The following is a 22089-nucleotide window of genomic DNA, read 5'->3' as shown; positions in this document are numbered from 1 at the left end:
CCACGGCGCATGCCCAGCCTTCCGCAAGGGGCGGCAACGCCAGATGACCCACAGGGCTATCGCACCGTGTGGCGTTTGGTCAATGGGCAGCCGCAAGGGGTAAAAATTAAAACCGGTGACACCACGGGCAATCAAATTGAGGTGCTCGAAAGTCAAGACAACGCCTTGCAAGCCGGTGACGCGCTGATTGTGGGTGTTGAGGTGCCGCTGTAATGTCGCCGTTAATTCAATTTAACCGCATTGTAAAACGCTACGGCCAAGGTGCTTCAGAATTTACCGCGTTAAACGACGTGAGTTTTGATATTAACGAAGGTGAGTTTGTGGCCATTATGGGTCCCAGTGGTTCGGGCAAATCGACGGTGATGAACTTATTGGGCTGTTTGGACAGCGCCAGCGCAGGCGAATACCTGTTTGACGGTGTGCACGTTGAACAACTGACGCGCGACCAATTGGCCTTGTTGCGTCGGCATTATTTGGGGTTTGTGTTTCAGGGGTTTAACTTATTGGCGCGCACCACCGCGCTCGAAAACGTCGAGCTGCCGTTGTTGTATCGCGGCATGGCACGCGCACAACGCCACGCCGCCGCGCGTAAAGCCTTGGCGTTGGTGGGCTTAGACGGCTGGGAAAACCATCGCTCGAGCGAACTGTCGGGCGGCCAACAACAACGCGTGGCCATTGCGCGTGCTTTGGTAACCAATCCACGGGTGTTATTGGCCGACGAGCCCACGGGCAATCTAGACACCGCGCGCAGTAAAGAGATTATGCAACTGTTAAGTCAGCTTAACAGCGAGTTGGGCATTACCATTTTAATGGTCACCCATGAGTCTGAGATGGCGCAGTTTGCACAGCGGTTAATTCACTTTGTGGACGGCCAGGTTGAGCACGATTCAGCGACAAACAAAAGTAGGTCACCCGAATGATTTGGAATGTACTGTTATTGGCGTTTAGAGAGATTAGCCGCAATTTAATGCGCTCGGCCTTAACCATGCTGGGGATTATTATCGGTGTGTCGGCGGTCATTACCATGGTTACCGTTGGCAACGGCGCCACCCAAAAAGTCACCCAGCAAGTGTCCAGTTTGGGCAGTAATTTGTTAATGGTGATGCCCGGTCAACGCATGGGGCCGGGCAGTGACAGCAGCAGCTCACGTCTGTTTAAAGTCGAAGACGCGCAGGCCATTCAAGCCGAAATCAGCTCGTTGGTGGCGGTCGCACCCACGGTCAGTCGTTCGGTAACGGCGGTGTTTGGTAATCTTAATTGGAGCACCAATGTGGTGGGCACCACCAACGATTATTTTATCACCGGCAACTGGACGCTCGCCCAAGGTCGCACCTTTAACAAGGCCGAGCTGGGGGCGGGCAAAACGAGTTGTCTGATTGGCGCTACCTTGGTAAAAGAGCTGTTTTCTGGAGCCGAACCGTTGGGACAGCGCGTCCGATTACAAAATTTTTCGTGCGAAATTATTGGCGTGTTGGCGCCCAAAGGTCAGTCGATGATGGGCTCGGATCAAGACGATACGCTCATTATGCCGCTTAAAACCGTGCAACGACGCCTTACCGGTAATCAAGACATTACGATGATTCGCATTGCGGTAAAACCCAATATTAATACCGACATTGTCAACCGCGCCATTACCCAGTTGATGCGCGACCGTCGGCATTTAAGTCAAATGCAAAAAAACGATTTTTCGGTGATGGACACCCGCGAAATAACCAACGCCTTAACCGGCACCACCAAGGTAATGACCATGCTTTTGGGGGCGGTGGCGGCGGTGAGTTTATTGGTGGGCGGCATTGGCATTATGAACATTATGTTGGTGGCGGTGACCGAACGCACCCGCGAAATTGGCATCCGCATGGCCATTGGCGCGTTAGAGCGCGAAGTGTTGTTGCAGTTTTTGGTCGAGGCCGTGGTGCTGTCGTCGCTGGGTGGATTAATTGGCATTGCATTGGCCATCGGAGCCTCGGCCGGATTAACCGCCTTAATGGGACTGCCGCTGATGTTTGATGTAAGCATTATGGTCTTAGCGTTTGTGTTTTCAGCGGTGATAGGCGTTATTTTTGGCTACTTTCCAGCCCGCAACGCCGCCCGCCTAAACCCCATTGATGCGTTAAGGCATGAGTAGGTCACATTAAAATATCAACCCACCAGGCCTGGTCAAATGCATTTTAGCGAGAAAGGGCTTATAACGTCGATTAGCAAAGGTCTCTAAAAAAGATTAACTGCGATAAATAGTTTCAATTAAATGAAAGCCAAATTTGGTTTTAATCGGGCCATGTACGGTAAGAACCGGTAATTTAAACACTACGTCGTCAAACGCTTTGAGCATTTTTCCGGGCGCAAACTCGCCCAAATGGCCGCCTTTTTTGGCTGAGTTGCACAGGGAGTGTTTTTTGGCCAATTGGGCAAAATCGCCGCCTTTGGCGAGTTGTTGTTTGAGCGCTAAGGCTTGTTCTTGGGTTTTGACTAAAATGTGGCGGGTACTGGCAATGGCCATGATTGGACTCCAATGTGTGCAAAGGTTTTTATTTAATAACGCCTAAGCGTTTCATGAGCCACAACCCCAAAATGCCTATTAAGAGCAGTAACAGCGATGGAATGGCGGCACGTTCGTATAGGCCTTCGGCGCTGAGTTCAAAAATACGAATGGCCAAGGTGTCCCAACCAAAGGGGCGCAGTAAATAGGTGGCGGGCAGTTCTTTAGACACGTCCATAAATACCAGCAGTAACGCACTTAAAATACCGGGTTTAAGCAGCGGCAGATAAATTTGCCACGCCATGCGCCATTTGCTGGCGCCCATATTGCGTGCGGCTTCGATAATATTGGGTTTTATGCTTAAAAATCGGCTTTGCACCGGACCGTACGCGACGGCAATAAACCGCACCAAATACGCCAGCATGAGCGCAAATAATCCACCCAAAAACCACTGGGTATTGAGCCAGTTATTCAGTGTGGCCAACAGTCCCATTATGCCAATCGCCAACACAATGCCAGGCAGGGCGTAACCTATTTTGCCCACTTCAATGCTAAAGCGTAGCCAACGTGAGGCGTGGCGTTGGCTTTGCAAGGCGTTCATAAACAGTGCCAATGCCACGGTGATTAACGCCGCCAACACCGACAATATTAAGGTGCTATTAAACCAGTCAATGTAGCGTGCGTCCCATTCTTGGCTTAGGGTTTGAGCCGCCCACAGACTAAGTTGCAGCAATGGAATGCCTAAGGTAAGGGCTAAAAACCCCCATAATAAGAGGCTCATGCCCCATTGGGCTTTGCGGCTTAGGGTAAACGGTGGCGAGCTTAACCGCGCTTGTTGATTGTAGCGTCGCTTGCCACGCGTTAAGCGTTCGGTGCCCAAGAGCAGCAGGGCAAACAGCAACAACAGTGACGACAGTTGCGCGGCCACGGCCAAGGAGCGAAAGTCTTCCCAGGCGCTGTAAATGGCGGTGGTAAAAGTGGCGTAATTAAACAGTTCAACGGTGCCAAAATCGGCCAAGGTTTCCATGAGCGCTAAGCTTAAACCGGCGGCGATGGCGGGGCGCGCCAGCGGCAAACTTACTCGCCAAAAAATGCAGTTAGCACCACAGCCCAGGCTTTGCGCGGTTTCGATGAGTGTAATCGATTGGTTGGCAAAGGCGGTTTTGCTTAAAATGTAGACGTAAGGATAAAACACCAGCGACAGCACCAAGGCCGGCCCCCAAACACCTTCGCGAATGTCGATGGGCGTCCAGCCCAGTTGGCTTAATGTGTTTTGCACTGTGCCGCTGTAATCAAAGACACCCAAAAACACAAACGCCAGCACGTAGGCTGGCATGGCAAAAGGCAGTAACAAAAGCCAGCTAAGCCAGCGTCGTCCCGGAAACTCAAACATCACCACTAACCACGCTAAACCCACGCCCAGCACCAAAGTGCCAAAGGTTACACCCAATAACAGCAGTAAGGTATTGCTTATTAAGTCTAAGAGCAAAGTGTCGGCAAAATGTTGCCAAAGCTGTGGGTCGGAGTCAAACCAGCCGCTTAACAATTGCAAGGTGGGGAGCAATAAAATAATCAGCAAAAAACCCATGACCAGATTAACTGGCCATTGGGTTAAGCGATGTTTAAGGGTGTTGGAAAGCAACGTTATTGAAGCCCAGCTTTTTGCATTAAGCGCACCGCGTTTTCTTGCAATTGCGCCACTTTTCCAAGGTTAAGGGTGTCGGCTTTAAACTCACCCCACGCTGCAATCTGTGGCGATACGGCAAAGTTAGGGTTGGCGGGGTATTCAAAATTGGCTTCCGAATACAAGGTTTGTGCCGGGTCGCGGCTTAACCATTCAATGAGTTTTTGTGCGTTGGCTTTTTGGTCGCTGTGTTTGATAACGCCAGCACCACTGACGTTAATGTGCGTGCCGGTGCTGTCTTGATTCGCCCAAAATAACGCGATTTTAGCCTCGGGTTGTTTGGCCATTTCTTGGCCAAAATAGTAGGTGTTTACAATGCCTACATCGCAACGGTTGGCTAAAATGGCGCTCATCACTTCGGCGTCTTTAGCAAAGGGTTTGGCGGCTAAGTTTTTAACCCAACCGTTTACCATTTGTTCGGTTTTGGCCTCACCATTGTGAGCGATTTGTGAGGCAATCAACGATTTGTTGTACACCGTGTTGGCCGAGCGTAAGCACAAACGGCCTTGCCATTTAGGGTCGGCTAACTCTTCGTAGGTGGACAGCTCACTGGGCTTAACGCGCTCGGTGCTGTACACCAAGGTGCGCGCACGAATGGATAAGCCTGTCCATAAGTTTTGCGGGTCGCGTAAGTGTGCCGGAATGTTCTTTTCAAGAATGGGGGATTGCATTGGGCTAAACAGCCCTTGGCTGGCGGCGTAGCCTAAGTTACCGGCATCGGCCATCATTAAAATGTCAGCCGGCGTGCTGGCACCTTCGGATTTAATGCGCTCAATTAACGCGCCGTCTTTACCCGTGTACAGGGTGATTTTAATACCGGTTTCTTTCGAGAACGCGTCTAAAAACGGCTTAATTAGCGGCTCTTTGCGTGAGCTGTAAATCACCAACGCCTCGTCTTGCGCCATGACTTGGCTTGATAGACCGATTGATCCCAATGCCATAAAACCTACCAGGCCTGGTGAAAGCGATAAGCCCGACACCGCACTTAAACCCAGTGCTAAAGACCATTTACGGGTGGTGTTAAATAGGTTAACAAGGTGTTTCATAGTCATTTAGCCTTTTTAAAATGTATGGGCGCTCAAGCCTAGCTCGCGTGTTAGGAGCACGTGAGGCGTTGGATTGAATCAACAAGGAATGAGAGAAGTAGAGTTTGCGCTGTTTACGCCGCAGAAGTTTGGCTTTCAAGCGACTGCAAAGCACCGTGATGCAATATGGCCAAACGATCGCACATGCTGTTGGCTTCTTCACGTGAATGCGTTACCACCAGCGCCGAGAGGTTTTCGGCTTTAATCCATTCACGCAGAGTTTTAGCCAAGCGCATTGCCAGCGGGCGGTCTAAATTTGAAAACGGTTCGTCTAATAAGAGTAGATCGGGTTTGGGTGCCATGGCGCGTGCAATGGCCACGCGCTGTTGCTGGCCGCCCGACAACTCGTGCGGAAAACGCGCAAGCAGTTCGGTAATGTCCATCATGCCGGCTAAGTGGTTTACACGCAGACGTTTTTCGGCTTTAGACACGCGGTGCAAACCAAAGCCAATGTTGTCGGCCACGGTTAAATGTGGAAACAAGGCGTAGTCTTGAAACACCATGCTAATGCCGCGTTGTTCGGGCGCGGTGCAGTGTTTTGAACAGCTTAAACAACGCCCGGCCACAATCACTTCACCTTGCGACAAACGCTGAAAACCGGCAATGGCGCGTAACAGGGTAGTTTTGCCACTGCCGCTTTCGCCCATCAAGCCCACAATTTCGCCTTGCGCCAATTGCAGGTTGCAGGTGTTGAGTACTGGAAAACGCTCATGTAACACACTTACTTGTTGTAATGACAGCATTTAAAACCCCCTGTTAAAAGCACTTAAAAACATATTAATCCAAATACGAATTGTTTTCAATACTGTTTTGCTAAAAAGTTATTTTTAATGCAAATAGCATTTATTACTATTTGCATTTGCATAAAAAACCTTTATCATGCCTTCTTAAATCGTTTTACGAATCATTTTTATTTGCGTTACCAACGCTTTTAAAGTGGTTTTTCGGTCTGTTTACTTAATGTCTGTTTATTTAATGTCTGTTTATTTAATGTCTGTTTATTAATATTGGGTAGAGGCACATGAATTACTCCACAACACCTAAAGAGATTAACCAACAAAGTAAAGAGGCTAATCTCAATGCTGAGGCCGTTAGAGTTTTGCACAGTGCCGATTTGTTTGCTGGGCACAAAAGACTCACCATACAGCACAATGAATTTATGTATACCTTGCGAATTACCCGCGACAACAAATTAATTTTAACCAAGTGATTTTAACCAAGTAACGAACGACCCCACAAATGCTCTTAAAACATTAAAAGCATTAAAGCCCTTGTACTCTCCTAACGTACTTTTACAGCCAGCCAGATGTTTTTAAGCCAGCCAAAAATAATTGATTTTGACAACAACCTTTAAAAGGACTCTTTATGTCACACCAAAAATTTGCGCTTAAAACATTACTCATTAGTATGGCGGCCGCCATGAGCGTACAGGCCAGCGCGCAAGAACTTAAGAAAACCGAACTGCCGCGCATCGACGTGGTAGGCACCGCCGACAATGCCGTGGCCAAACAACCGGGCTCGGTGGCGATTGTGACCAAAGAAGAGCTGGAGCTTCGTCAACCTATGTCTACGCAAGACGCGCTTAGAAATGTTCCGGGCGTGGTCATAAAGCCGGAAGAAGAGAGCGCGGTGGTGGCCAATATTGGTGTGCGTGGTTTAAGCGCGGCCGATTACAAAACCCTTATTTTAGAAGACGGTGTACCCGTTGCCCCCAGTCTATTTTTGGGCAATGCGCGTTATTACAATCCAAGAATTCAGCGCATGGAAAGCGTCGAAGTGTTAAAAGGCGCGTCTTCATTGCGTTATGGTCCAAGCACGATTGGGGGGGTTATTAACTATAAAACCAAACAACCCGAGGACGGCGCGTCGGTGGCCGGTCGAGTAGGTTCGCACGGCTACAAAGAAGCCACGGTCGAAGCCGGTGGCAGCGCACCTTCGGGTGATGCGGTGGCCGGCATTGTTTACACCAAAGCCGAAAGCGATGGTTTTCAAGACAAAGGCTTTATCATGAACGACCTCATGGTAAAAGGCGGTATGGCGATTGGCAACGATCAATGGGTGAGTGCTAAGTTTACGCATTACGATAATGAGGCCAATATTTCGTATCGCGGGTTATTTTTAGACGCTTACAAAGACGGTGCTACCTACAACCCCGCACCCGATGATTACTTTTTAACCGAGCGTAACTCGTTTGACATTAACCACGAGTGGGACATTAGTGATCAGGTAAAGCTTAATACTTTGGTGTATTGGAGTGAAATGAGCCGTGATTACTGGCGTTTTAGCACCGATAACACAGCATCAAAGGCGGCGGGGCGATGGGTGTATACCGACGAAGTAAAAGGCAATAATCGAGCGTTTGAGCGCACCGGATTAGACACCCGTTTGAGTGTGGCGCACAACACGTTTGGCATACAAAACGAAACCGAAATGGGCTTGCGTTTAATGAATGAAAGCATGGTGGATAAAGGCATTACCGCCTCGCGCAGCAGTCCGCGTTCGGGCACATTAACCAAAGAAGTGCACGATTCGGCTAAGAGTGTGGCCGTGTACGCGCAAAATCGTTTTATGGTAAACGACCAATTGGCCATTACCCCCGGAATTCGTATTGAGCAATATGAGCAAGAATCGGTTAACGAGCGCAATCGTGCTCAAAGTGCCTCTACCGACAATACCGAGGTGATGCCGGGTGTGGGCGTGACCTATCAAGTGTCGCCAGCCGCGCAGGTGTTTGGTGGCGTGTACAAAGCGTTTGCGCCAGCGGTAACGGCCGACGCATTGACCGGTTATGAAGACCAGCAATTAGAAGCCGAGCGTTCGGTTAACTACGAAATTGGGGTGCGCGGCGCGGTCGATACAACACGTTATGAGTTAGCGGCCTTTCAGATGAATTTTGAAAACCAAATTATTCCCGCCAACAGCAACAGTGATTTTCAAAAAACCAATGGTGGCAAAACCTTGCATCAAGGCATAGAAGCGGCGTTAGGCTTTGAGTTGGGCGGCGGCTTTAGTTTGGATACCAATGTGACGTACGTGGCCAACGCCCAATACGTGGGCAATCGTTATAAAGCCAACGGCGACTTAGACATTGCCGACGGAAATCGTGTGACGTACACGCCAGAGTGGATTATGAATGCTTCATTAGGTTATAAAAATGGCGGGTTAAATACGGCATTAAGCGCCAATCACATGAGTGCTCAATTTACCGACACCGCCAACACCAAAGAAATTGCCGAAAACACCAGCGGCTTTTTTACCGGTCAGGTGGACGCTTACACCACGTTGGATTTAAACGCACATTACACGGTAGACAAACAATTAAGCGTGTTTGGCGCGGTTAAAAATCTAACCGACGAGCGTTACATTGCCAGTTTAAGACAGGGAATTTACGCCGGTCCAGACCGTTCATTTGAGCTGGGTGCAAAGTATAAGTTTTAAGTTATTAACCAGCCTTTAACGTGTAAAAGGTGAAGGGGATTTAGCGTTAAACGATTAAAACCCAGTGGCCAAGTCTCGGCCACTGGGTTTTTTGCTTTTTAGGCGGGCGTTTATGGGTGCTGTTTAAAACAGCCAAAAACCCAAACGCCAAGACAAGCTTGGCGTTTGGGTGATTATCAATGGGCAATGGTTAATCGTTTTATACGGTATTGCGTGTTACAAATTACTTGTTACAAATTACTTGTTACAAATTACTTGTTACAAATTACTTGTTACAAATTACTTGTTACAAATTACGTTTTGCGTTTTGTTTTAACTTACCAGGCCTGGTCAAACGCGTTTAAGCGTTTTCGGGCAGTTGTCCGGTTTGTTGCATCATTTCCAGCCACGCGTCGCGCAGTTCGGTCAAAATTTCGACCGCGCTGTCTAGGTAGAACGTGTCTTTTTCAAACACCGCTTCCTGAATACTTTGGTCGGCGTAGCGGTACAACTCTTCTAAATCAAACGCCAATGGCGTGTCTTTGGTAAACGCTAAACGATCGCGCAGCGCGTCTAAAATAGTGGTCATACGACCTAGGTGAAAGCCTTTTTCAACTAAGGCTTGGCTTTGGTGACACACTTTGGCCAAGTTGCCTTTGTCAACCGCGCCTTGCAACAGCAATAACACGGTTTTACGTGGGTTTTCGGCTAATGATTTTTCCATGGCTTGGTTGCGTTGATACTCTTCAAGAATGGGTGCTTTAATCTCTTTAGCGGTGGTGTTGTTTAATGTCATGATGGTTCCCCTGCGGTTTAAGGCTATCGCCTGTGTAAGTGTGAAATTCGATTGCGTTTTAAAACATAAAAAACGCCTAAAGAATTTCCTTTGCTGGTCGTATAGCAGGGTCTGTGCCAAGTTGGCGGTGTTAAGAAATTGACAGAGGTGTTTTTAATAAAAACAAGAGGTTAAAACCACATTGACCAGGCCTGGTCGTTTGGATAAGTTCGTCATGCCGTGCTACGACACGGCATCTGCCACACATATGGTAAGTGCAATAGATTACGGGTCAAGCCCGTAATGACGGAGTTTGTTATGGGTGGTTTTGAGGGTTTAATGGTTAAGACATCTTAAATCTAGATTTAACACCTCAAAACTCAAACCTCAAAACGTCACTGTAATCGCGGCAGCGGCGCGTTTGGCTTTGGCTAACGCTTGTTCTATGGTGTCGGCGCGGGTGAGCACCACGCCCATGCGACGACGGCCGTTAATGTCGGGTTTGCCAAACAGTCTTAAGTGGGTGTCGGGTTTGCTCAGTGCCACGTCAAAATTAGAAAACGCGGTGTGATTAGACTGCCCAGTGGGCAAGATCACACTGGACGCTGATGCGCCCAGTTGCCGAATGCTGGGAATAGGCAGGCCTAAAATAGCCCGCGCGTGCAGGGCAAATTGCGATAAATCTTGTGAAATTAACGTCACCAATCCGGTGTCGTGTGGGCGGGGCGACACTTCACTAAAATAGACGGTATCGCCTTTTACAAACAGTTCTACGCCAAATAATCCGCGTCCGGTGTCGCCGCACAGTGCTTGGGTGACTTTGCGGGCGATGTCGTGCGCGGTGGCTAACGCCGCCGCACTCATGGGATGCGGTTGCCACGATTGGCGATAATCGCCGTCTTCTTGATAGTGGCCAATGGGGTCGCAAAAACTCAGGCCATGGCTGTGCACAAGGGTGAGCAGGGTAATTTCGTAATCAAAGTTTACAAAACCTTCAATAATCACCCGGCCTTTGCCGGCGCGTCCACCTTCTTGGGCATACAACCAGGCCTGGTCAATGTCGGCGGAGCTTTTAACCACGCTTTGGCCTTTGCCCGACGAGCTCATAATGGGCTTAATCACACACGGCATGCCAATGCGCACCACGGCAGCGGCAAAATCTTCATAGGTGTCGGCAAATTCAAACGGTGAGGTGGCAATATTAAGCATTTCGCTGGCCAAGCGGCGAATGCCTTCGCGGTTCATAGTGAGCTGTGTGGCACGCGCAGTGGGGATAATATTCACCCCTTCTTGCTCTAGTTGCGCCAGGGTGTCGGTGGCGATGGCTTCAATTTCGGGTACTACGTAATGGGGTTTTTCAAGCTCAATAATGCGTCTTAACTCTGCGCCATCCAGCATGTCAATTACGTGGCTGCGGTGCGCGACTTGCATGGCCGGTGCGTTGGCGTAACGGTCAACGGCAATCACTTCTACCCCTAAACGTTGCAGTTCAATTGCCACTTCTTTGCCTAATTCACCCGCGCCACACAGTAAAACACGTACAGCCGTGTTAGAAAGTGGTGTTCCAATGCTCAACATGGCATCTCCTTTGCTTATGTTAATTTAACTAAAAAAACCAATCGGTGCAGCGGCGCTAACGCCCCTTTAATAGTTAAACATTATAGGCCATTAAGACGCACATTGGCTCACATTGGCTCACCGATACATTTGGTTTTACGACGAGGATCACCATTATGTTAGACGCACTTCAGCAAAACGATTTAACCGCGGACAGCTATGCCAGCAAAATGCTGTCGCCGGCGGTAGAACGTTTTTTACGTTCCGAGCGTAATCGTCGTGAGCAACGCAGCGTCACCAGCTCAACGGTCGGGTTAAGTGTCAAAAAACTGATGGGCTCGTTGCAAAGACGTTTTTTACAGCACAGCGACTTGTCGGAAGATTTAGCTAATATGGTCGAAAACCAAGTGCAACAACGCACTCGCGAGCTGTTTAGGCAAGCCAATTACGACTCGTTAACCCATCTGCCCAATCGCGCCTATTTTAACGCCACCCTAGAACAACTGGTGGTGCAAGCGCGTCAGGCCGATTCGCATTTTAGTTTGTTGTTTTTAGATTTAGACGGCTTTAAGCCCGTTAATGATAATTTAGGCCATCAAGCGGGCGATGAACTGCTGCGCAATGTAAGCGCGCGGCTTATTTCGGCGGTGCGTGACGGCGACATTGTGAGCCGTTTAGGCGGCGATGAATTTGTGATTTTATTGGCCAATTTGGCCGACCGTGACCTGATTGAAGGCATTTGCCAACGCATTATTGTCGAGGTCAGTCGGCCGTATTTTATTCATCAAAAAGACGTAATGATTTCGACCAGCATAGGCGTAGCGCGCTTTCCAGAAGACGCTAAAACCTCGGCCGAACTCATTCAAAACGCCGACGAGGCCTTGTACGTGTCCAAATCCAGCGGGCGGCGCGCCTATCGGTTTTACGACCAAGTTATGAGCCAAGCGCCCACGCAAAGCCACGTTATGCAACATAAGTTTGAAATCGCCATGGAGCAAGGTCATATTAAAAGCTGCTTTGAGGCGCAAATGGATTTAAGCAGTCAAAAAATTGTCGGCGCCAGCCTAAGCGCGCAATGGAACTGCCCCGCGTTGGCGACGCCGTATTTAAGCAGTTGGGTAGAGTTTTTAAACAAAAGCGATTGGGCGTACTCTATGGGCGCGTGGCTACTGGACACCGGTCTGCATTATTTACAACAATGGCAGCTTTCAAACCCCGAACTGGTGGTGTCGGTGCCCATTTTAAACAGCGTGTGGCAACGTGAAGCGTGGCCCGCGTTGTTAGAGCAACGCCTAAATCACTACCAAGTAAATCGGGCGCAACTGCAATTGGAGTTTTCAATGCAAGCGCTTGAAAAAGCCGACCCATTGTTTACCCAAACCCTAAACGCATTAAGCGACGCGGGCTACCAAATTACCTTAACCGACGTGGGCAAATACGCGCTCGATTTAACCCAGTTGGCGCACTTAAATGTGCACGAACTCAAATTAGATCGCACCTGGCTGCACAACGCTTTACAAACTGAAAAAGGCCGCAAATGGGTACGCGCCATCATACAAATGGCCAAAAGCCTAGACGTATGCGTGATCGCCACCGGCATCGACACCCCAGAAACCCAACAATGGTTAACCCAAATGGGCTGCTCAATGGGGCAAGGCCAAATATGGTCAAGCCCGGTGGCGGCGAGCGAGTTTGCTCAAGCGTTACTTTAATGGTTAGAGGTTGTTAGACTCTTTTACTGTGTATAAGGTAAAAGCACAGTTTGCGGTGTAAATGCTTTAGGGTTACGGATTGATTTCACTTTTCTAACTATTTAACGTAATTTGGTTTAATTAATGCGTAGGTTGGGTTAATATTCCCCAACGTTTTAAATGCGTAATTAAATAGATTTAATAACTAAATTTAGTAAATAAAAGGGAATTTTGTGAACATCAATACTATGAAACTAACCTTACTGGCCACCGCTTTAAGCTCGTTGACTTTAGCCGGATGCGGCGGTGGAGGTGGTAGTTCTACCCCCCCCCCGCCTGCTGATACCTCATCAACGGGTACTTTTATTGACAGTGCGGTTGCAGGCGTTGCCTATAAAACAGCTACAAAAAGTGGTACCACCAGTGACAAAGGTGAATACAAATACGAAGCGGGTGAAACCGTTACCTTTTCAATTGGCGGCGTAAGCTTTCCGCCCGTTTTGGCAAAAGGCGTTGTGACGCCATTTGATATGGCCGGTTCTCAAGATGTAGACAATCAGCAAGTTTTAAACATCGGGCTGTTGTTACAAACCTTGGATGAAGACAAAAACCCTTCTAATGGAATTAAAATTACCCCTGCGGTGGTTGCGGCTTTAGCAAATACCACTCTTACAGCGGCTGATTTTTCAACAGCAGATACAGCTTCTTTTCAGTCAAAATTTTCGGGCGTTCTTTTAGATAGCAGCGCGATTGCCTGGAAAAATGAACAAGATGTAAAAGATCACTTAGCCAATGCAAACGGCATTGTTGGTACGTGGATGAAAACCGGCAGTATTGAAGACGGTCTGACGTTTATTAAGTTCGAGGTCGATGGTCAGTATTTGTTGTTGAGTGACGAGAAGTTTAAAGCAGAGGATGTTTTGCAAGTTGGTAATTATGTGGTGAATTCGACTGACAAAACCATTACATTTACACGCACTTACGGCGATGAATCAACAACACTAGAATCTTTACCTCTCGATCTTGAACTATCTGATGACTTACTTGGTTTTAAGATTGATGGAAGTGTTGATTTTGCGCGTACTGTTTCTTTAGCCGCGCAAGTGGCAGAGCCAGATGCCATTAACGGAGTTTGGGTGTTTGATAAGGGTGAGACCGGTATTAGCGAGACTAAATTACTGGCGTTTAATAAAGACAACACCTACTTTGTATTTTCTTTAGAAGGCAGTGAATCTGGCGATAACAGTGGCTTACCTGACGGTGCAGTGGTCTATGAAAAAGGCACTTACACACTGGGTGAAAATGGCGCATTTTTATTTAACGTGACTGAAAATAAAGATGGTGACAAAGGTTTGGGTCTTGCAAGCAGTATTTCATATACTGTAAGTGAAGCTGGTGTTTTAACGTTGACCATTGCAACCTCAGACAGCGGTTCGGGCGACTATACGTTGCAAAAATTGCTGCCTTTTGAAATACAGAAATAAGTAATCTTTTTAATAGATGTAAGAAAAATAAACCGCCGTTAAGGCGGTTTTTTGTGGGTGCAATTTACAGTTTAACCAGGCCTGGTTAACTTAAATATTAAGCCAGGCTTGGCCTAGGGTTGCGTGTTTTCCAGTTGGCTAAGCATGGCTAAAATTACTTTGGCCGAATGTGTGGCGGCTTGCTCTAAATACTGTTCAAATGTCACTTTATTTTCTTTGCCGGCAATGTCCGACAGCGAGCGAATAATTACAAACGGTTTGTTAAAGCTGTAACAGACTTGCGCCACCGCGGCGGCTTCCATTTCGCAGGCAATCATTTCCGGAAAATTTTTACGCGTGTTGGCCACGTCTGCGGGTTGGTGCATAAAGCGATCGGCGGTGGCAATTAAGCCGTGCATGTGCACCACTTCTTGCAAGCTGTCAATGCTGTCTTTGGCCGCTTGCACCAAACGGTCGTCGGGTAAAAAGCACGATGGCATGCCGGGTACTTGACCCAAATCGTAGCCAAAGGGGGTGACGTCCACATCGTGATGACACACCGAGCTGCTAATGACAATGTCGCCCACGTTTAAATCGGTGTGAAATCCGCCGGCGGTACCGGTGTTTATCACGTAATCGGGTTGATAGCGTTCAAGCAAAATAGTGGTGCTGATGGCGGCGTTGACTTTGCCAATGCCCGAGCGCAATAACGCCACTTGGGTGGCGCCAATTTGGCCTTGGTAAAATTCAAATCCGGCGTGAGTGTGCGTGGTTAAATTGGCCAGTTGCGCTCGAAGTAAGGCCACTTCTTCTTCCATGGCGCCAATAATGGCGATTTTCATAGAGCATGACTCACGTCGTTTCCTAACGCTTTAAGCGTGTCTTCGCTTAAGGCAATCTCTTCGTTTTTATTGATGCCTACGCCGTGGTCTAAAATGTCTTGGGCGATGGCTTTGGCTTCTTCGAGCGAGTGCATGACAAAGGTGCCGCATTGGTATTCGTTTAGTTCAGGAATGTCTTCCATGCGCTGAACGTTTAACACGTCGTGCATGGACGCTAACCAGGCCTGGCCAACACGTTGTTCGCTGGGAGCGCCCAATAAGCTCATGTAAAATCCGGTACGACAACCCATTGGGCTGATGTCGATAATCTCAACGCCATCGCCGTTTAGATGGTTGCGCATAAAGCCGGCAAATAAATGCTCTAGGGTGTGAATGCCTTTTTCGCTCATCATCGCTTCGTTGGGTTTGTTAAAACGCAAATCAAACACGGTAATGGTGTCGCCCGATGGCGAGGTCATGGTTTTGGCCACGCGCACGGCAGGGGCGTTCATAATGGTGTGGTCAACGGTAAAACTGTCTAATAAAGGCATGGGAGTTTCCTATTTTATTTGTATTTTGTTTGTGTGTGTGATATGTGTATTGATGTGCGTTGGTTGAGGGCGGTGATTACGGCGCATCGCTTTGGCTAAGTTCTTTTTTAAGCTGCCAGCCGTTATCGGTTTTTACAAACAGATATTCGCGCTCAAAGGTAACCGTGTCGCCCGCGTCAAAACTGGGTAAAGTCATTTTAAGCAAGCCAGTGCTGAGTGTGCTGGCCATTTTTTCAAGCGGCGACAGCGTGTCGTCTTGCAAGGTGTGTTTGGCGTAGTCGTCCAGCGAGCGTTCGGCGGTGGCGATAATGTTCATTTGCGCGACATAATGCGTGTCGTTTTGTTTGTAACCGTTGATTTTTTCAACCTGAGTGGCGCTTAATAACCCACTGTATTGTGCATTAAAGTGCTCGCCCACCGCCTCTTTAATGGCGCTGTCTTTAGGTTGGGTAATGCCCAAACAACCGCTTAAAAAAGCGTGCTTAACCCCAGTAACATGGCATACAAAAAGAGTTTAGACGGTCTAAAAGAGGAGGTCATAAGGGTTTTCCTAACAAGAATTAAGACGCAAAAGCATACCACAAACCACCAGGCCTGGTAAGTGAAGACATCAGACAAACTAGGATAAAAAGGGCGGCAAAACGAAAAGCGACAAAAAAGCCTTAAAGCAGCAATTAAAGTGTCGTACAAGAATTTTAGACATAAAAAAAGCCGGTCTTTTGCAAGACCAGCTTTTAATACTTTAGAAGGTGATCAACCGTCTAAAAAAATGTGGTGCGGAAGGAGAGAACTTTGACTCCTTACCTTTTCAATTATAAATCAATTGGTTAGCAAACAAAAAACATCTTAATCTAGCGTTTTCACCGTACTTTTCACTGTGAACTATCTCAGGCTGTAATAGTAGCGTACTATTTTAATTTTTGTACTACTTTTTTTTGAAATTATTTACCCGCGTTTGATTATTCTAAAATGGCATGCAATTTAGCCAAACATTCATCAATAATGACCCGATCAGCGGTTTCAATAAATTTAGCTTGGCGCGCGGTTAGGTCGAGGCTTTTAATGCCATTCACCAGTACCACACCTTGAGTCTGCATACCCGAAAGTGGAACGGCGAAGCCTTGGTTACGCGCAAAGTTTCCGCCTTGGGTAATGGGGGCTACCAAAGCAAGCCCAAGTGCATTAAAGGCTTGGGGTGAAAGTACGATGCAGGGGCGAAAGTCACCTTGGGTTTCTGTTCCAGCCTTAGGGTTAAGGCAAACACGTACAATGTCACCACGATCAAACATACGTTTTACCAAACCTCATTCCCCACTTTTTCATTGCTTTCCCAAGCTTGTAACGTATTATCTTGAAGGGCGTTTGGATTACATTGCGCAATCAATTCACTTAACTGGTATTTAGGTTTGGTGGTGACTTTTTTTACAATCCAGTAATCGGGATGCTCTTCAATATCAAGTGTGTCACCAATGTTTAGGCCTTGCGATTTCAACAGGCTAGCAGGAATGGTCATTCCAGCACTGTTACCGACTTTTCTAACGGATGTTTGCATAGTAAACCCCTTACTAAATGTATTACTTTGTACGTACTAATTGTATTTTGCCAGTATATCAACAATGTAATACGTTAACAACCCCACCCAAAGGGTTAAGCGTCGGCCTAAGCATAAAGCCATTCAAATCGACGTGCTGCTACCGCATAACTGGCTACCGAGTAACCGGTGATTGCCTGACGCTTATTTTTGAAAAAATCAAAGCATTGTTTGAAGCTTCAAGACTTAATGCCTTCTTGAATTCAACTAATAATTGCAATACCTACTCTTAAATTCAGAGCTGTTAAGACTTCATAGGGTGACTTAAACCCTCGTCGCTTTCTTGGTCGGGTGTTGAGTTGGCTGGCTTCGGAATATATGGGGCATTACAACCACATCAGGCCTTACAGCTCGAACGGTTATATTCCACCTGCAAAATTCGAGAAAATGAGGCTAGACCAACTAAAAGAAATTGAAGAAAATCTAGGTACGAAAAAGTGTTGACACTCCAATGCAGACCGGCCAGGGTAATTGTCACTTAATACAAAATATTTGTCGCAAAAAAATGTGAACACAAAAATCTTGTATGTAACGTACCAATATTGATACAATCAGGCCATGAATACACTAATACTACACGTTAGATTTTTCGCAACTTCCGCCGGCAATGAGCCGGTGCGTGAGTGGCTAAAGTCATTATCAGCTATAGACAGAAAAGCCATTGGTGAAGACATTAAGACCGTTCAGCTGGGTTGGCCACTGGGCATGCCCTTGGTGCGAAAATTAGCAAAGGACTTGTGGGAAATTCGTATCCATTTGGCTGGTCGTATTGCTCGTGTATTTTTTACCGTGGTATCCAATACGATGGTGCTGCTTCATGGTTTTATTAAAAAGTCTCAAGCCACTCCTGCGGATGATTTAGAGACCGCCAAGGCAAGAATTAAACAACTTAGAGGTGAACGATGAATACAGATGCTAATATCCATTTAGGCAGTAATTTTGATGACTTTTTGGCTGAAGAAGCCTTGTTAGAAGAAAGCACAGCAATGGCAATTAAACGTGTTATTGCTTGGCAGATAGAGCAAGAAATGAAGAGTCAAAAACTCACCAAAACAGTCTTAGCCGCTAAAATGCATACCAGTCGTGCGGCTTTGAACCGTCTGTTAGATGAAACCGATACCAGCTTAACGCTGACAACTCTCAGCAGTGTAGCTAATGCTTTGGGCAAGTCTTTACGGATTGAGTTAGCCGGTTAGTCGTATTATGTCTTTTTATGGTGCTTATGCCCTGTATCCAGGTTACTTTGATGGGAAGAACCCTGAAAAGAACCCCTATCACGAGGCGATTGATGAAATCGACATCGGTGCATTTCCATTTTTGCCAGGCAAGACTGAAAATTGGTGGTTAATTGATTTTTTAGGTGGGCGCTTAGGTTTAACGCTTAAAAGTGACGATTCTTATGCAATTAAGGAAGGTATGCCAACGTACGCACATTCTAATCGTTTAAAGTCATCTAAGATTTTATTAAAGAACCAGAACGTGTCCAACCTGTTTTGAACCAGTTCTTTAAAAATTAAATTGCATTTTGTCTTGCTCTTGGCAACGTCGAAAAGTTAACGCCGCTTTCTAACATTTGTGCATCCGCATCTTCAGGAATTGGGTTAATACAGACCTCCTTAGGGGGAAATTTCACTTTCGGACGACCTTTGCTAAAGCGATTTCTGTGACTGGCAAAGGCTTGATCCAGTGCCGCTTGTCGGGTTTTGGCAAGTGCTTCAACCTCATCGTTAAACACCTAATGTGGCGTAAAACCTTCCAGACTTGAGTGATGATGTTCATAGTTGTACCAGTTTACATAGTCGTCACACCAGCGCAATGCATGGTTATAGTGGTTAAAACGTCGTGGAAAATTGGGCTGATATTTGAGTGTTTTGAACCGCGCCTCACTCAGTGGTTCATGTCCAGGTTCATGTCCAGGTTCATGTCCATGTTGACACGCAGGGATTGAGGCGGTGCATCGCCAGTTTCGCAAATTGACCAAAACTTAAGGGGGTTTTCCGAATGAAAGCAGCTTGATGAAACTACTGTATGCGGGCATACTTAATGCCTCTAGAAAATGGACCATGCCCGTCCAGAACTGGAACCTCGCCTTGTCACAATGGCGATTCACTTTGAAGGCCAAGAAAGCTACGCTACCATTTTACAGTTTAATAAAACAACTCTGCCAAACAAAGAGTTAAACAACAACTGGACTGGCTACAATCCTTCGTACACAAAGACACGTTAAAATGTGACTTAAAAAATACGAATAGGAATTGAACATGAAACATCAAAAACGCTATGACGACCAACTCAAACAGCAAGCCATTGAAATGGCGCTAGAAGGTTCAAAATCCGTGGCACAAATCGCCCGAGATTTAGACATAAAAGACAACACTCTTTACGGTTGGGTTGATAAACATCGTCGTGATAATCCTGATAAAGCTTCAACTAAACTGGTTGTCGCAATACCAGTCGATTTAGAGGCACAGAACCGCAAACTCAAACGCGAACTCGCTCGTGCATTGGAGGACGTTGAACTCCTAAAAAAGGCGGCGGCGTACTTTGCGGTTCACAAGTAGCAAAGTACGCCTGGATAGACGAACATAAAGCCCACTATGGAGTGTGCCGACTGTGCCGATTAATGGATCTCAAACGCAGTAGTTACACCAGTTATCTTCAATCGCAGCCTGAGCGCGCCAAAAAGCAAGCTCAGCAACAGAATAGATTAAACGAACTAGATCAGCACATCACGAAGATGGTCGAGGACTACAAAAACACCATTGGTGCGCGACGCATTAAAACCGCCCTCAAGCGCAAGCATAAGCTCATCGTCAGTCGCCGACATATTATTGAGCGTATGAACGCCTTAGAGTTAAAAGTCGTCACACGCCAGCGTTACCGTAATCGCAATGTGGCGGCCATTGACGATGACCGGATTGCGGCCAATGTACTCAAGCGCGAATTTAATGTTAAAGGGCCGAATCAAAAATGGGTCGCCGACATTAGCTATATCCGCACGCTGGAAGGCTGGCAATATCTAGCCGTGTTTATCGATCTTTATTCACGCCGAGTGGTTGGCTGGGCTATGGATAAACACATGAGTGCCCAACTGGTGAAAACCGCTTTAATGAGAGCGTTGTGGAGCCGAAAGCCCAAGCGCGGGTTGATTATCCATACGGATCAAGGCAGTCAGTTTGTCTCCAAGGCCTATCGTAACGTGCTCAAACACTGGGGCATAAAACCCAGCATGAGCCGTCGCGGAAACTGTTGGGATAATGCGGTGGTAGAGAGTTTTTTTGCTTCTTTGAAAAAGGAACGAGTGTATCGGACAACCTACAGCACGGGTAAAGAAGCATTGTACGATGTGACCGAATATATTGGTTGGTACAACCACAAAAGAATGCACAGTACCAATGACGATTACTCGCCAGTAGAGTATGAAAATCAATGGATCAAAGCCATGAAGGACTTAGATAAAAAATGGGCGTCTTTGTGTACGAAAAAGGGTTGACAGTCCAGTAATTCCAAAATCATGGCTTTGACTTGTTTTGAAATCGGCACTAATAATTCTTTACGGGTTTTATTAGCCTCCTTTTGAATAACAATTAAGCTTTCATTCCAATTGATATCTTTCCAGCGAATTGAAAGCAATTCTTGGGGTCTTAGGAAAAGATGGGGAGCCATTTTGAGTGCCGCATGAACAACAAAACTGACTTTGCTCATGCGTCTGATATTTTGCAATATCTCTTTTAACTCAAAGTCAGCGGTAACGTGCTTGAAGTTTTGATTGGCGCTTTTGGTGATAATGGTTTTGGGTAAAAACAACATAGGATTAGTTTGGACAAGATTTTCGTCCACAGCTAAATCAAAGAGTGTTTTTATGAGCGTTCGCATTTTGTCTTGGTTTTCAGGCGTCTTTTTGAGACCTCTAAAAATAGGTTTTAATAATTCAATATCAATTTGGTTTAATGGGAGGTTGCCCAATTTTTTTGCGAAGTATTTTTGAAACAGTTGTTGGTTTTTTGTGATGGTGACTAGGCTAGTCCATTGCTTTTCACTAATTTTATATTCTTTAAATATGATAAAGAATTCGTTAAGCGTTGGCATTGATGGCGTTTTTTTAAGTGTAGCCGCTTTAGGGTGAATGCCGTTTAGTAAATCGACGGTAATTCTTGCGTTACGCTCTTTAGCTTCTTTAACACTAGTAATAGGATAGATGCCGAAACGAATGACATCTGAAATGCTGTTAAATGAGAACTCTCTTGCCCAAGTTTTTCTTCCGCCATAATTAATATAGAGAAAAAGTCCATCGCCAGCGGGAAGTTTGGTTACTTTTTGGCCTTCTTTAGGAGAAGCCTTTTCAGCGTCCCTTTCATTTTTTATGTAATTTGTAGTCATGTTTGTATCTTCCTTTGAGTTAATCAAAAGAGATAGTTCGACTTAAAGTGATTTATTGACGACTTTATCGATTTTTACAGTAACTTTTTCACTAAGTGGTTAATTTTAAAGTGAATATTAAAAAATTTTTCACCGTAACTTTCACCGTAAATGGGCGTGAAATGAATGAATCTGTTTGAGTTTATTTGAATCGAAAAAAAACAAGAAATACAAAGAAAAACAGCCAGTTAAGTCCATTTGACCTAACCAGCTGTTTTGAATTGGTGCGGAAGGAGAGACTCGAACTCTCACACCAAGGGCGCCAGAACCTAAATCTGGTGTGTCTACCAATTCCACCACTCCCGCGAATAAGGTGAGAACAACGTTCAAACACTTATAAAATATGGTGGCCACACCTGGAATCGAACCAGGGACACAGGGATTTTCAATCCCTTGCTCTACCGACTGAGCTATATGGCCAAAATAGAATGGGCGTATTGTATAGACGGACTTCGCGACTGTCAAATGTTATTTTTAAAATAGTGAAAATACTTTTGGGGACAAATTAGGGACAAATTAAATTTCAAATCCTTGATTTTGACATAAAGACCTTATTTGT

General features: G+C 46.4%; 26 protein-coding genes, 2 tRNA genes and 1 pseudogene. 13 read left to right on the top strand and 16 right to left on the bottom strand.

Features of this window, described 5'->3' with window-relative positions:
• The first annotated feature begins 9 nt into the window (after positions 1-9).
• The 3 genes from EP181_RS10625 to EP181_RS10615 are packed head-to-tail and all read left to right on the top strand — an operon-like array spanning position 10 to position 2125.
• Complete coding sequence (locus tag EP181_RS10625) at positions 10-213, top strand: hypothetical protein (protein ID WP_127471608.1); 204 nt, start codon at positions 10-12, stop codon at positions 211-213.
• Positions 213-920 (top strand): ABC transporter ATP-binding protein, encoded by a 708-nt coding sequence (locus EP181_RS10620; RefSeq protein WP_127471607.1) that lies wholly within the window; start codon positions 213-215, stop codon positions 918-920. The genes EP181_RS10625 and EP181_RS10620 overlap by 1 nt, the downstream gene beginning before the upstream one ends.
• Positions 917-2125, top strand: coding sequence for an ABC transporter permease (locus EP181_RS10615; RefSeq protein ID WP_127471606.1), 1209 nt, complete (start codon positions 917-919; stop codon positions 2123-2125). The genes EP181_RS10620 and EP181_RS10615 overlap by 4 nt, the downstream gene beginning before the upstream one ends.
• A 93-nt stretch (positions 2126-2218) precedes the next feature.
• Here EP181_RS10615 and EP181_RS10610 read toward each other — a convergent pair whose 3' ends face one another.
• From EP181_RS10610 to EP181_RS10595, 4 genes are all read right to left on the bottom strand, one after another.
• On the bottom strand, positions 2219-2497 hold the full coding sequence (locus EP181_RS10610) for a peptidylprolyl isomerase (protein ID WP_127471605.1): 279 nt from the start codon (positions 2495-2497) through the stop codon (positions 2219-2221).
• Between the two features lie 28 nt (positions 2498-2525).
• Complete coding sequence (locus EP181_RS10605; protein WP_197723376.1) at positions 2526-4118, bottom strand: ABC transporter permease; 1593 nt, start codon at positions 4116-4118, stop codon at positions 2526-2528.
• A 2-nt stretch (positions 4119-4120) separates the two neighbouring features.
• Positions 4121-5206 carry an extracellular solute-binding protein gene (locus EP181_RS10600; RefSeq protein ID WP_127471604.1) on the bottom strand — a complete coding sequence of 362 codons (1086 nt, stop codon included), beginning with the start codon at positions 5204-5206 and terminating at the stop codon, positions 4121-4123.
• Between the two features lie 113 nt (positions 5207-5319).
• Positions 5320-5988: an ABC transporter ATP-binding protein gene (locus EP181_RS10595; RefSeq protein ID WP_127471603.1), complete on the bottom strand. Its 669-nt coding sequence runs from the start codon at positions 5986-5988 to the stop codon at positions 5320-5322.
• Between the two features lie 278 nt (positions 5989-6266).
• Here EP181_RS10595 and hemP point away from each other — a divergent pair, with 278 nt between their 5' ends.
• Both hemP and EP181_RS10585 read left to right on the top strand, forming a co-directional pair.
• Entirely contained in the window at positions 6267-6455 is a 189-nt protein-coding gene (hemP, locus tag EP181_RS10590) for a hemin uptake protein HemP (RefSeq protein ID WP_127471602.1), read from the top strand.
• Positions 6456-6610: 155 nt separating this feature from the next.
• Positions 6611-8683, top strand: coding sequence for a TonB-dependent receptor family protein (locus EP181_RS10585; protein ID WP_127471601.1), 2073 nt, complete (start codon positions 6611-6613; stop codon positions 8681-8683).
• Positions 8684-9023: 340 nt separating this feature from the next.
• Here EP181_RS10585 and EP181_RS10575 read toward each other — a convergent pair whose 3' ends face one another.
• Positions 9024-9458, bottom strand: a complete 435-nt coding sequence (locus EP181_RS10575; protein WP_127471599.1) for a flagellar export chaperone FliS — start codon at positions 9456-9458, stop codon at positions 9024-9026.
• A gap of 366 nt (positions 9459-9824) precedes the next feature.
• Positions 9825-11015 carry a formate-dependent phosphoribosylglycinamide formyltransferase gene (purT, locus tag EP181_RS10570; protein WP_127471598.1) on the bottom strand — a complete coding sequence of 397 codons (1191 nt, stop codon included), beginning with the start codon at positions 11013-11015 and terminating at the stop codon, positions 9825-9827.
• Positions 11016-11170: 155 nt separating this feature from the next.
• Here purT and EP181_RS10565 point away from each other — a divergent pair, with 155 nt between their 5' ends.
• Positions 11171-12706, top strand: coding sequence for a putative bifunctional diguanylate cyclase/phosphodiesterase (locus EP181_RS10565; protein ID WP_127471597.1), 1536 nt, complete (start codon positions 11171-11173; stop codon positions 12704-12706).
• A 227-nt stretch (positions 12707-12933) separates the two neighbouring features.
• A complete protein-coding gene (locus EP181_RS10560; RefSeq protein WP_127471596.1) occupies positions 12934-14169 on the top strand; it encodes a hypothetical protein in 1236 nt (411 codons plus the stop codon).
• Positions 14170-14282: 113 nt separating this feature from the next.
• On the opposite strand, the gene mtnN is transcribed toward EP181_RS10560, so the two are convergent.
• The 5 genes from mtnN to EP181_RS10535 form a co-directional block, all read right to left on the bottom strand.
• Positions 14283-14990 (bottom strand): 5'-methylthioadenosine/S-adenosylhomocysteine nucleosidase, encoded by a 708-nt coding sequence (gene mtnN, locus EP181_RS10555; protein WP_127471595.1) that lies wholly within the window; start codon positions 14988-14990, stop codon positions 14283-14285.
• Positions 14987-15520 carry an S-ribosylhomocysteine lyase gene (gene luxS / locus EP181_RS10550; protein ID WP_127471594.1) on the bottom strand — a complete coding sequence of 178 codons (534 nt, stop codon included), beginning with the start codon at positions 15518-15520 and terminating at the stop codon, positions 14987-14989. Before luxS ends, mtnN begins: the two co-directional genes overlap by 4 nt.
• Before the next feature lie 76 nt (positions 15521-15596).
• Entirely contained in the window at positions 15597-15980 is a 384-nt protein-coding gene (locus EP181_RS10545; protein WP_127471593.1) for a hypothetical protein, read from the bottom strand.
• A gap of 499 nt (positions 15981-16479) precedes the next feature.
• A complete protein-coding gene (locus tag EP181_RS10540) occupies positions 16480-16809 on the bottom strand; it encodes a type II toxin-antitoxin system ChpB family toxin (protein WP_232023434.1) in 330 nt (109 codons plus the stop codon).
• Between the two features lie 5 nt (positions 16810-16814).
• The gene (locus EP181_RS10535) at positions 16815-17072 is read right to left on the bottom strand and encodes an AbrB/MazE/SpoVT family DNA-binding domain-containing protein (protein WP_127471591.1); all 258 of its coding nucleotides are present in this window, start codon (positions 17070-17072) and stop codon (positions 16815-16817) included.
• 597 nt (positions 17073-17669) lie between these two features.
• Between EP181_RS10535 and EP181_RS10530 the strand changes: the two genes are divergently transcribed.
• Genes EP181_RS10530 through EP181_RS10520 form a run of 3 tightly spaced genes read left to right on the top strand, consistent with a single transcriptional unit; the run spans position 17670 to position 18608 of the window.
• Positions 17670-18017, top strand: a complete 348-nt coding sequence (locus tag EP181_RS10530; RefSeq protein WP_127471590.1) for a type II toxin-antitoxin system RelE/ParE family toxin — start codon at positions 17670-17672, stop codon at positions 18015-18017.
• A complete protein-coding gene (locus EP181_RS10525) occupies positions 18014-18307 on the top strand; it encodes a helix-turn-helix domain-containing protein (protein WP_127471589.1) in 294 nt (97 codons plus the stop codon). Before EP181_RS10530 ends, EP181_RS10525 begins: the two co-directional genes overlap by 4 nt.
• Positions 18308-18314: 7 nt before the next feature.
• Entirely contained in the window at positions 18315-18608 is a 294-nt protein-coding gene (locus EP181_RS10520) for a hypothetical protein (RefSeq protein WP_127471588.1), read from the top strand.
• A 16-nt stretch (positions 18609-18624) separates the two neighbouring features.
• Here EP181_RS10520 and EP181_RS10515 read toward each other — a convergent pair whose 3' ends face one another.
• Complete coding sequence (locus EP181_RS10515; RefSeq protein WP_127471587.1) at positions 18625-18846, bottom strand: hypothetical protein; 222 nt, start codon at positions 18844-18846, stop codon at positions 18625-18627.
• Positions 18847-19083, bottom strand: a complete 237-nt coding sequence (locus tag EP181_RS12920) for an integrase core domain-containing protein (RefSeq protein WP_420824420.1) — start codon at positions 19081-19083, stop codon at positions 18847-18849.
• Between EP181_RS12920 and EP181_RS10505 the strand changes: the two are divergent.
• The 3 genes and pseudogenes from EP181_RS10505 to EP181_RS10495 all read left to right on the top strand — a co-directional run.
• Positions 19055-19233 (top strand): annotated as a pseudogene (locus EP181_RS10505) (IS256 family transposase); the annotation flags it as partial. The gene EP181_RS12920 and the pseudogene EP181_RS10505 sit on opposite strands and share 29 nt — an antisense overlap.
• A gap of 139 nt (positions 19234-19372) precedes the next feature.
• On the top strand, positions 19373-19672 hold the full coding sequence (locus EP181_RS10500; RefSeq protein WP_127469905.1) for a transposase: 300 nt from the start codon (positions 19373-19375) through the stop codon (positions 19670-19672).
• 14 nt (positions 19673-19686) lie between these two features.
• On the top strand, positions 19687-20604 hold the full coding sequence (locus tag EP181_RS10495; protein ID WP_232023588.1) for an IS3 family transposase: 918 nt from the start codon (positions 19687-19689) through the stop codon (positions 20602-20604).
• Here the strand turns inward: EP181_RS10495 and EP181_RS10490 are convergent.
• The 3 genes from EP181_RS10490 to EP181_RS10480 all read right to left on the bottom strand — a co-directional run bounded on the left by EP181_RS10490 (position 20538) and on the right by EP181_RS10480 (position 21950).
• On the bottom strand, positions 20538-21491 hold the full coding sequence (locus EP181_RS10490; protein ID WP_127471584.1) for a tyrosine-type recombinase/integrase: 954 nt from the start codon (positions 21489-21491) through the stop codon (positions 20538-20540). The two genes, EP181_RS10495 and EP181_RS10490, sit on opposite strands and share 67 nt — an antisense overlap.
• Positions 21492-21752: 261 nt before the next feature.
• A tRNA-Leu gene (locus tag EP181_RS10485) sits at positions 21753-21836 on the bottom strand.
• A gap of 38 nt (positions 21837-21874) precedes the next feature.
• Positions 21875-21950: transfer RNA gene (locus EP181_RS10480), tRNA-Phe, on the bottom strand.
• Between the last annotated feature and the right edge of the window lie 139 nt (positions 21951-22089).

The organism is Thiomicrorhabdus aquaedulcis, assembly GCF_004001325.1.
Lineage (GTDB): Bacteria > Pseudomonadota > Gammaproteobacteria > Thiomicrospirales > Thiomicrospiraceae > Thiomicrorhabdus > Thiomicrorhabdus aquaedulcis.
Note: the sequence above shows the minus strand (reverse complement) of the source record. Positions and strands in the feature narration are given on the sequence as shown.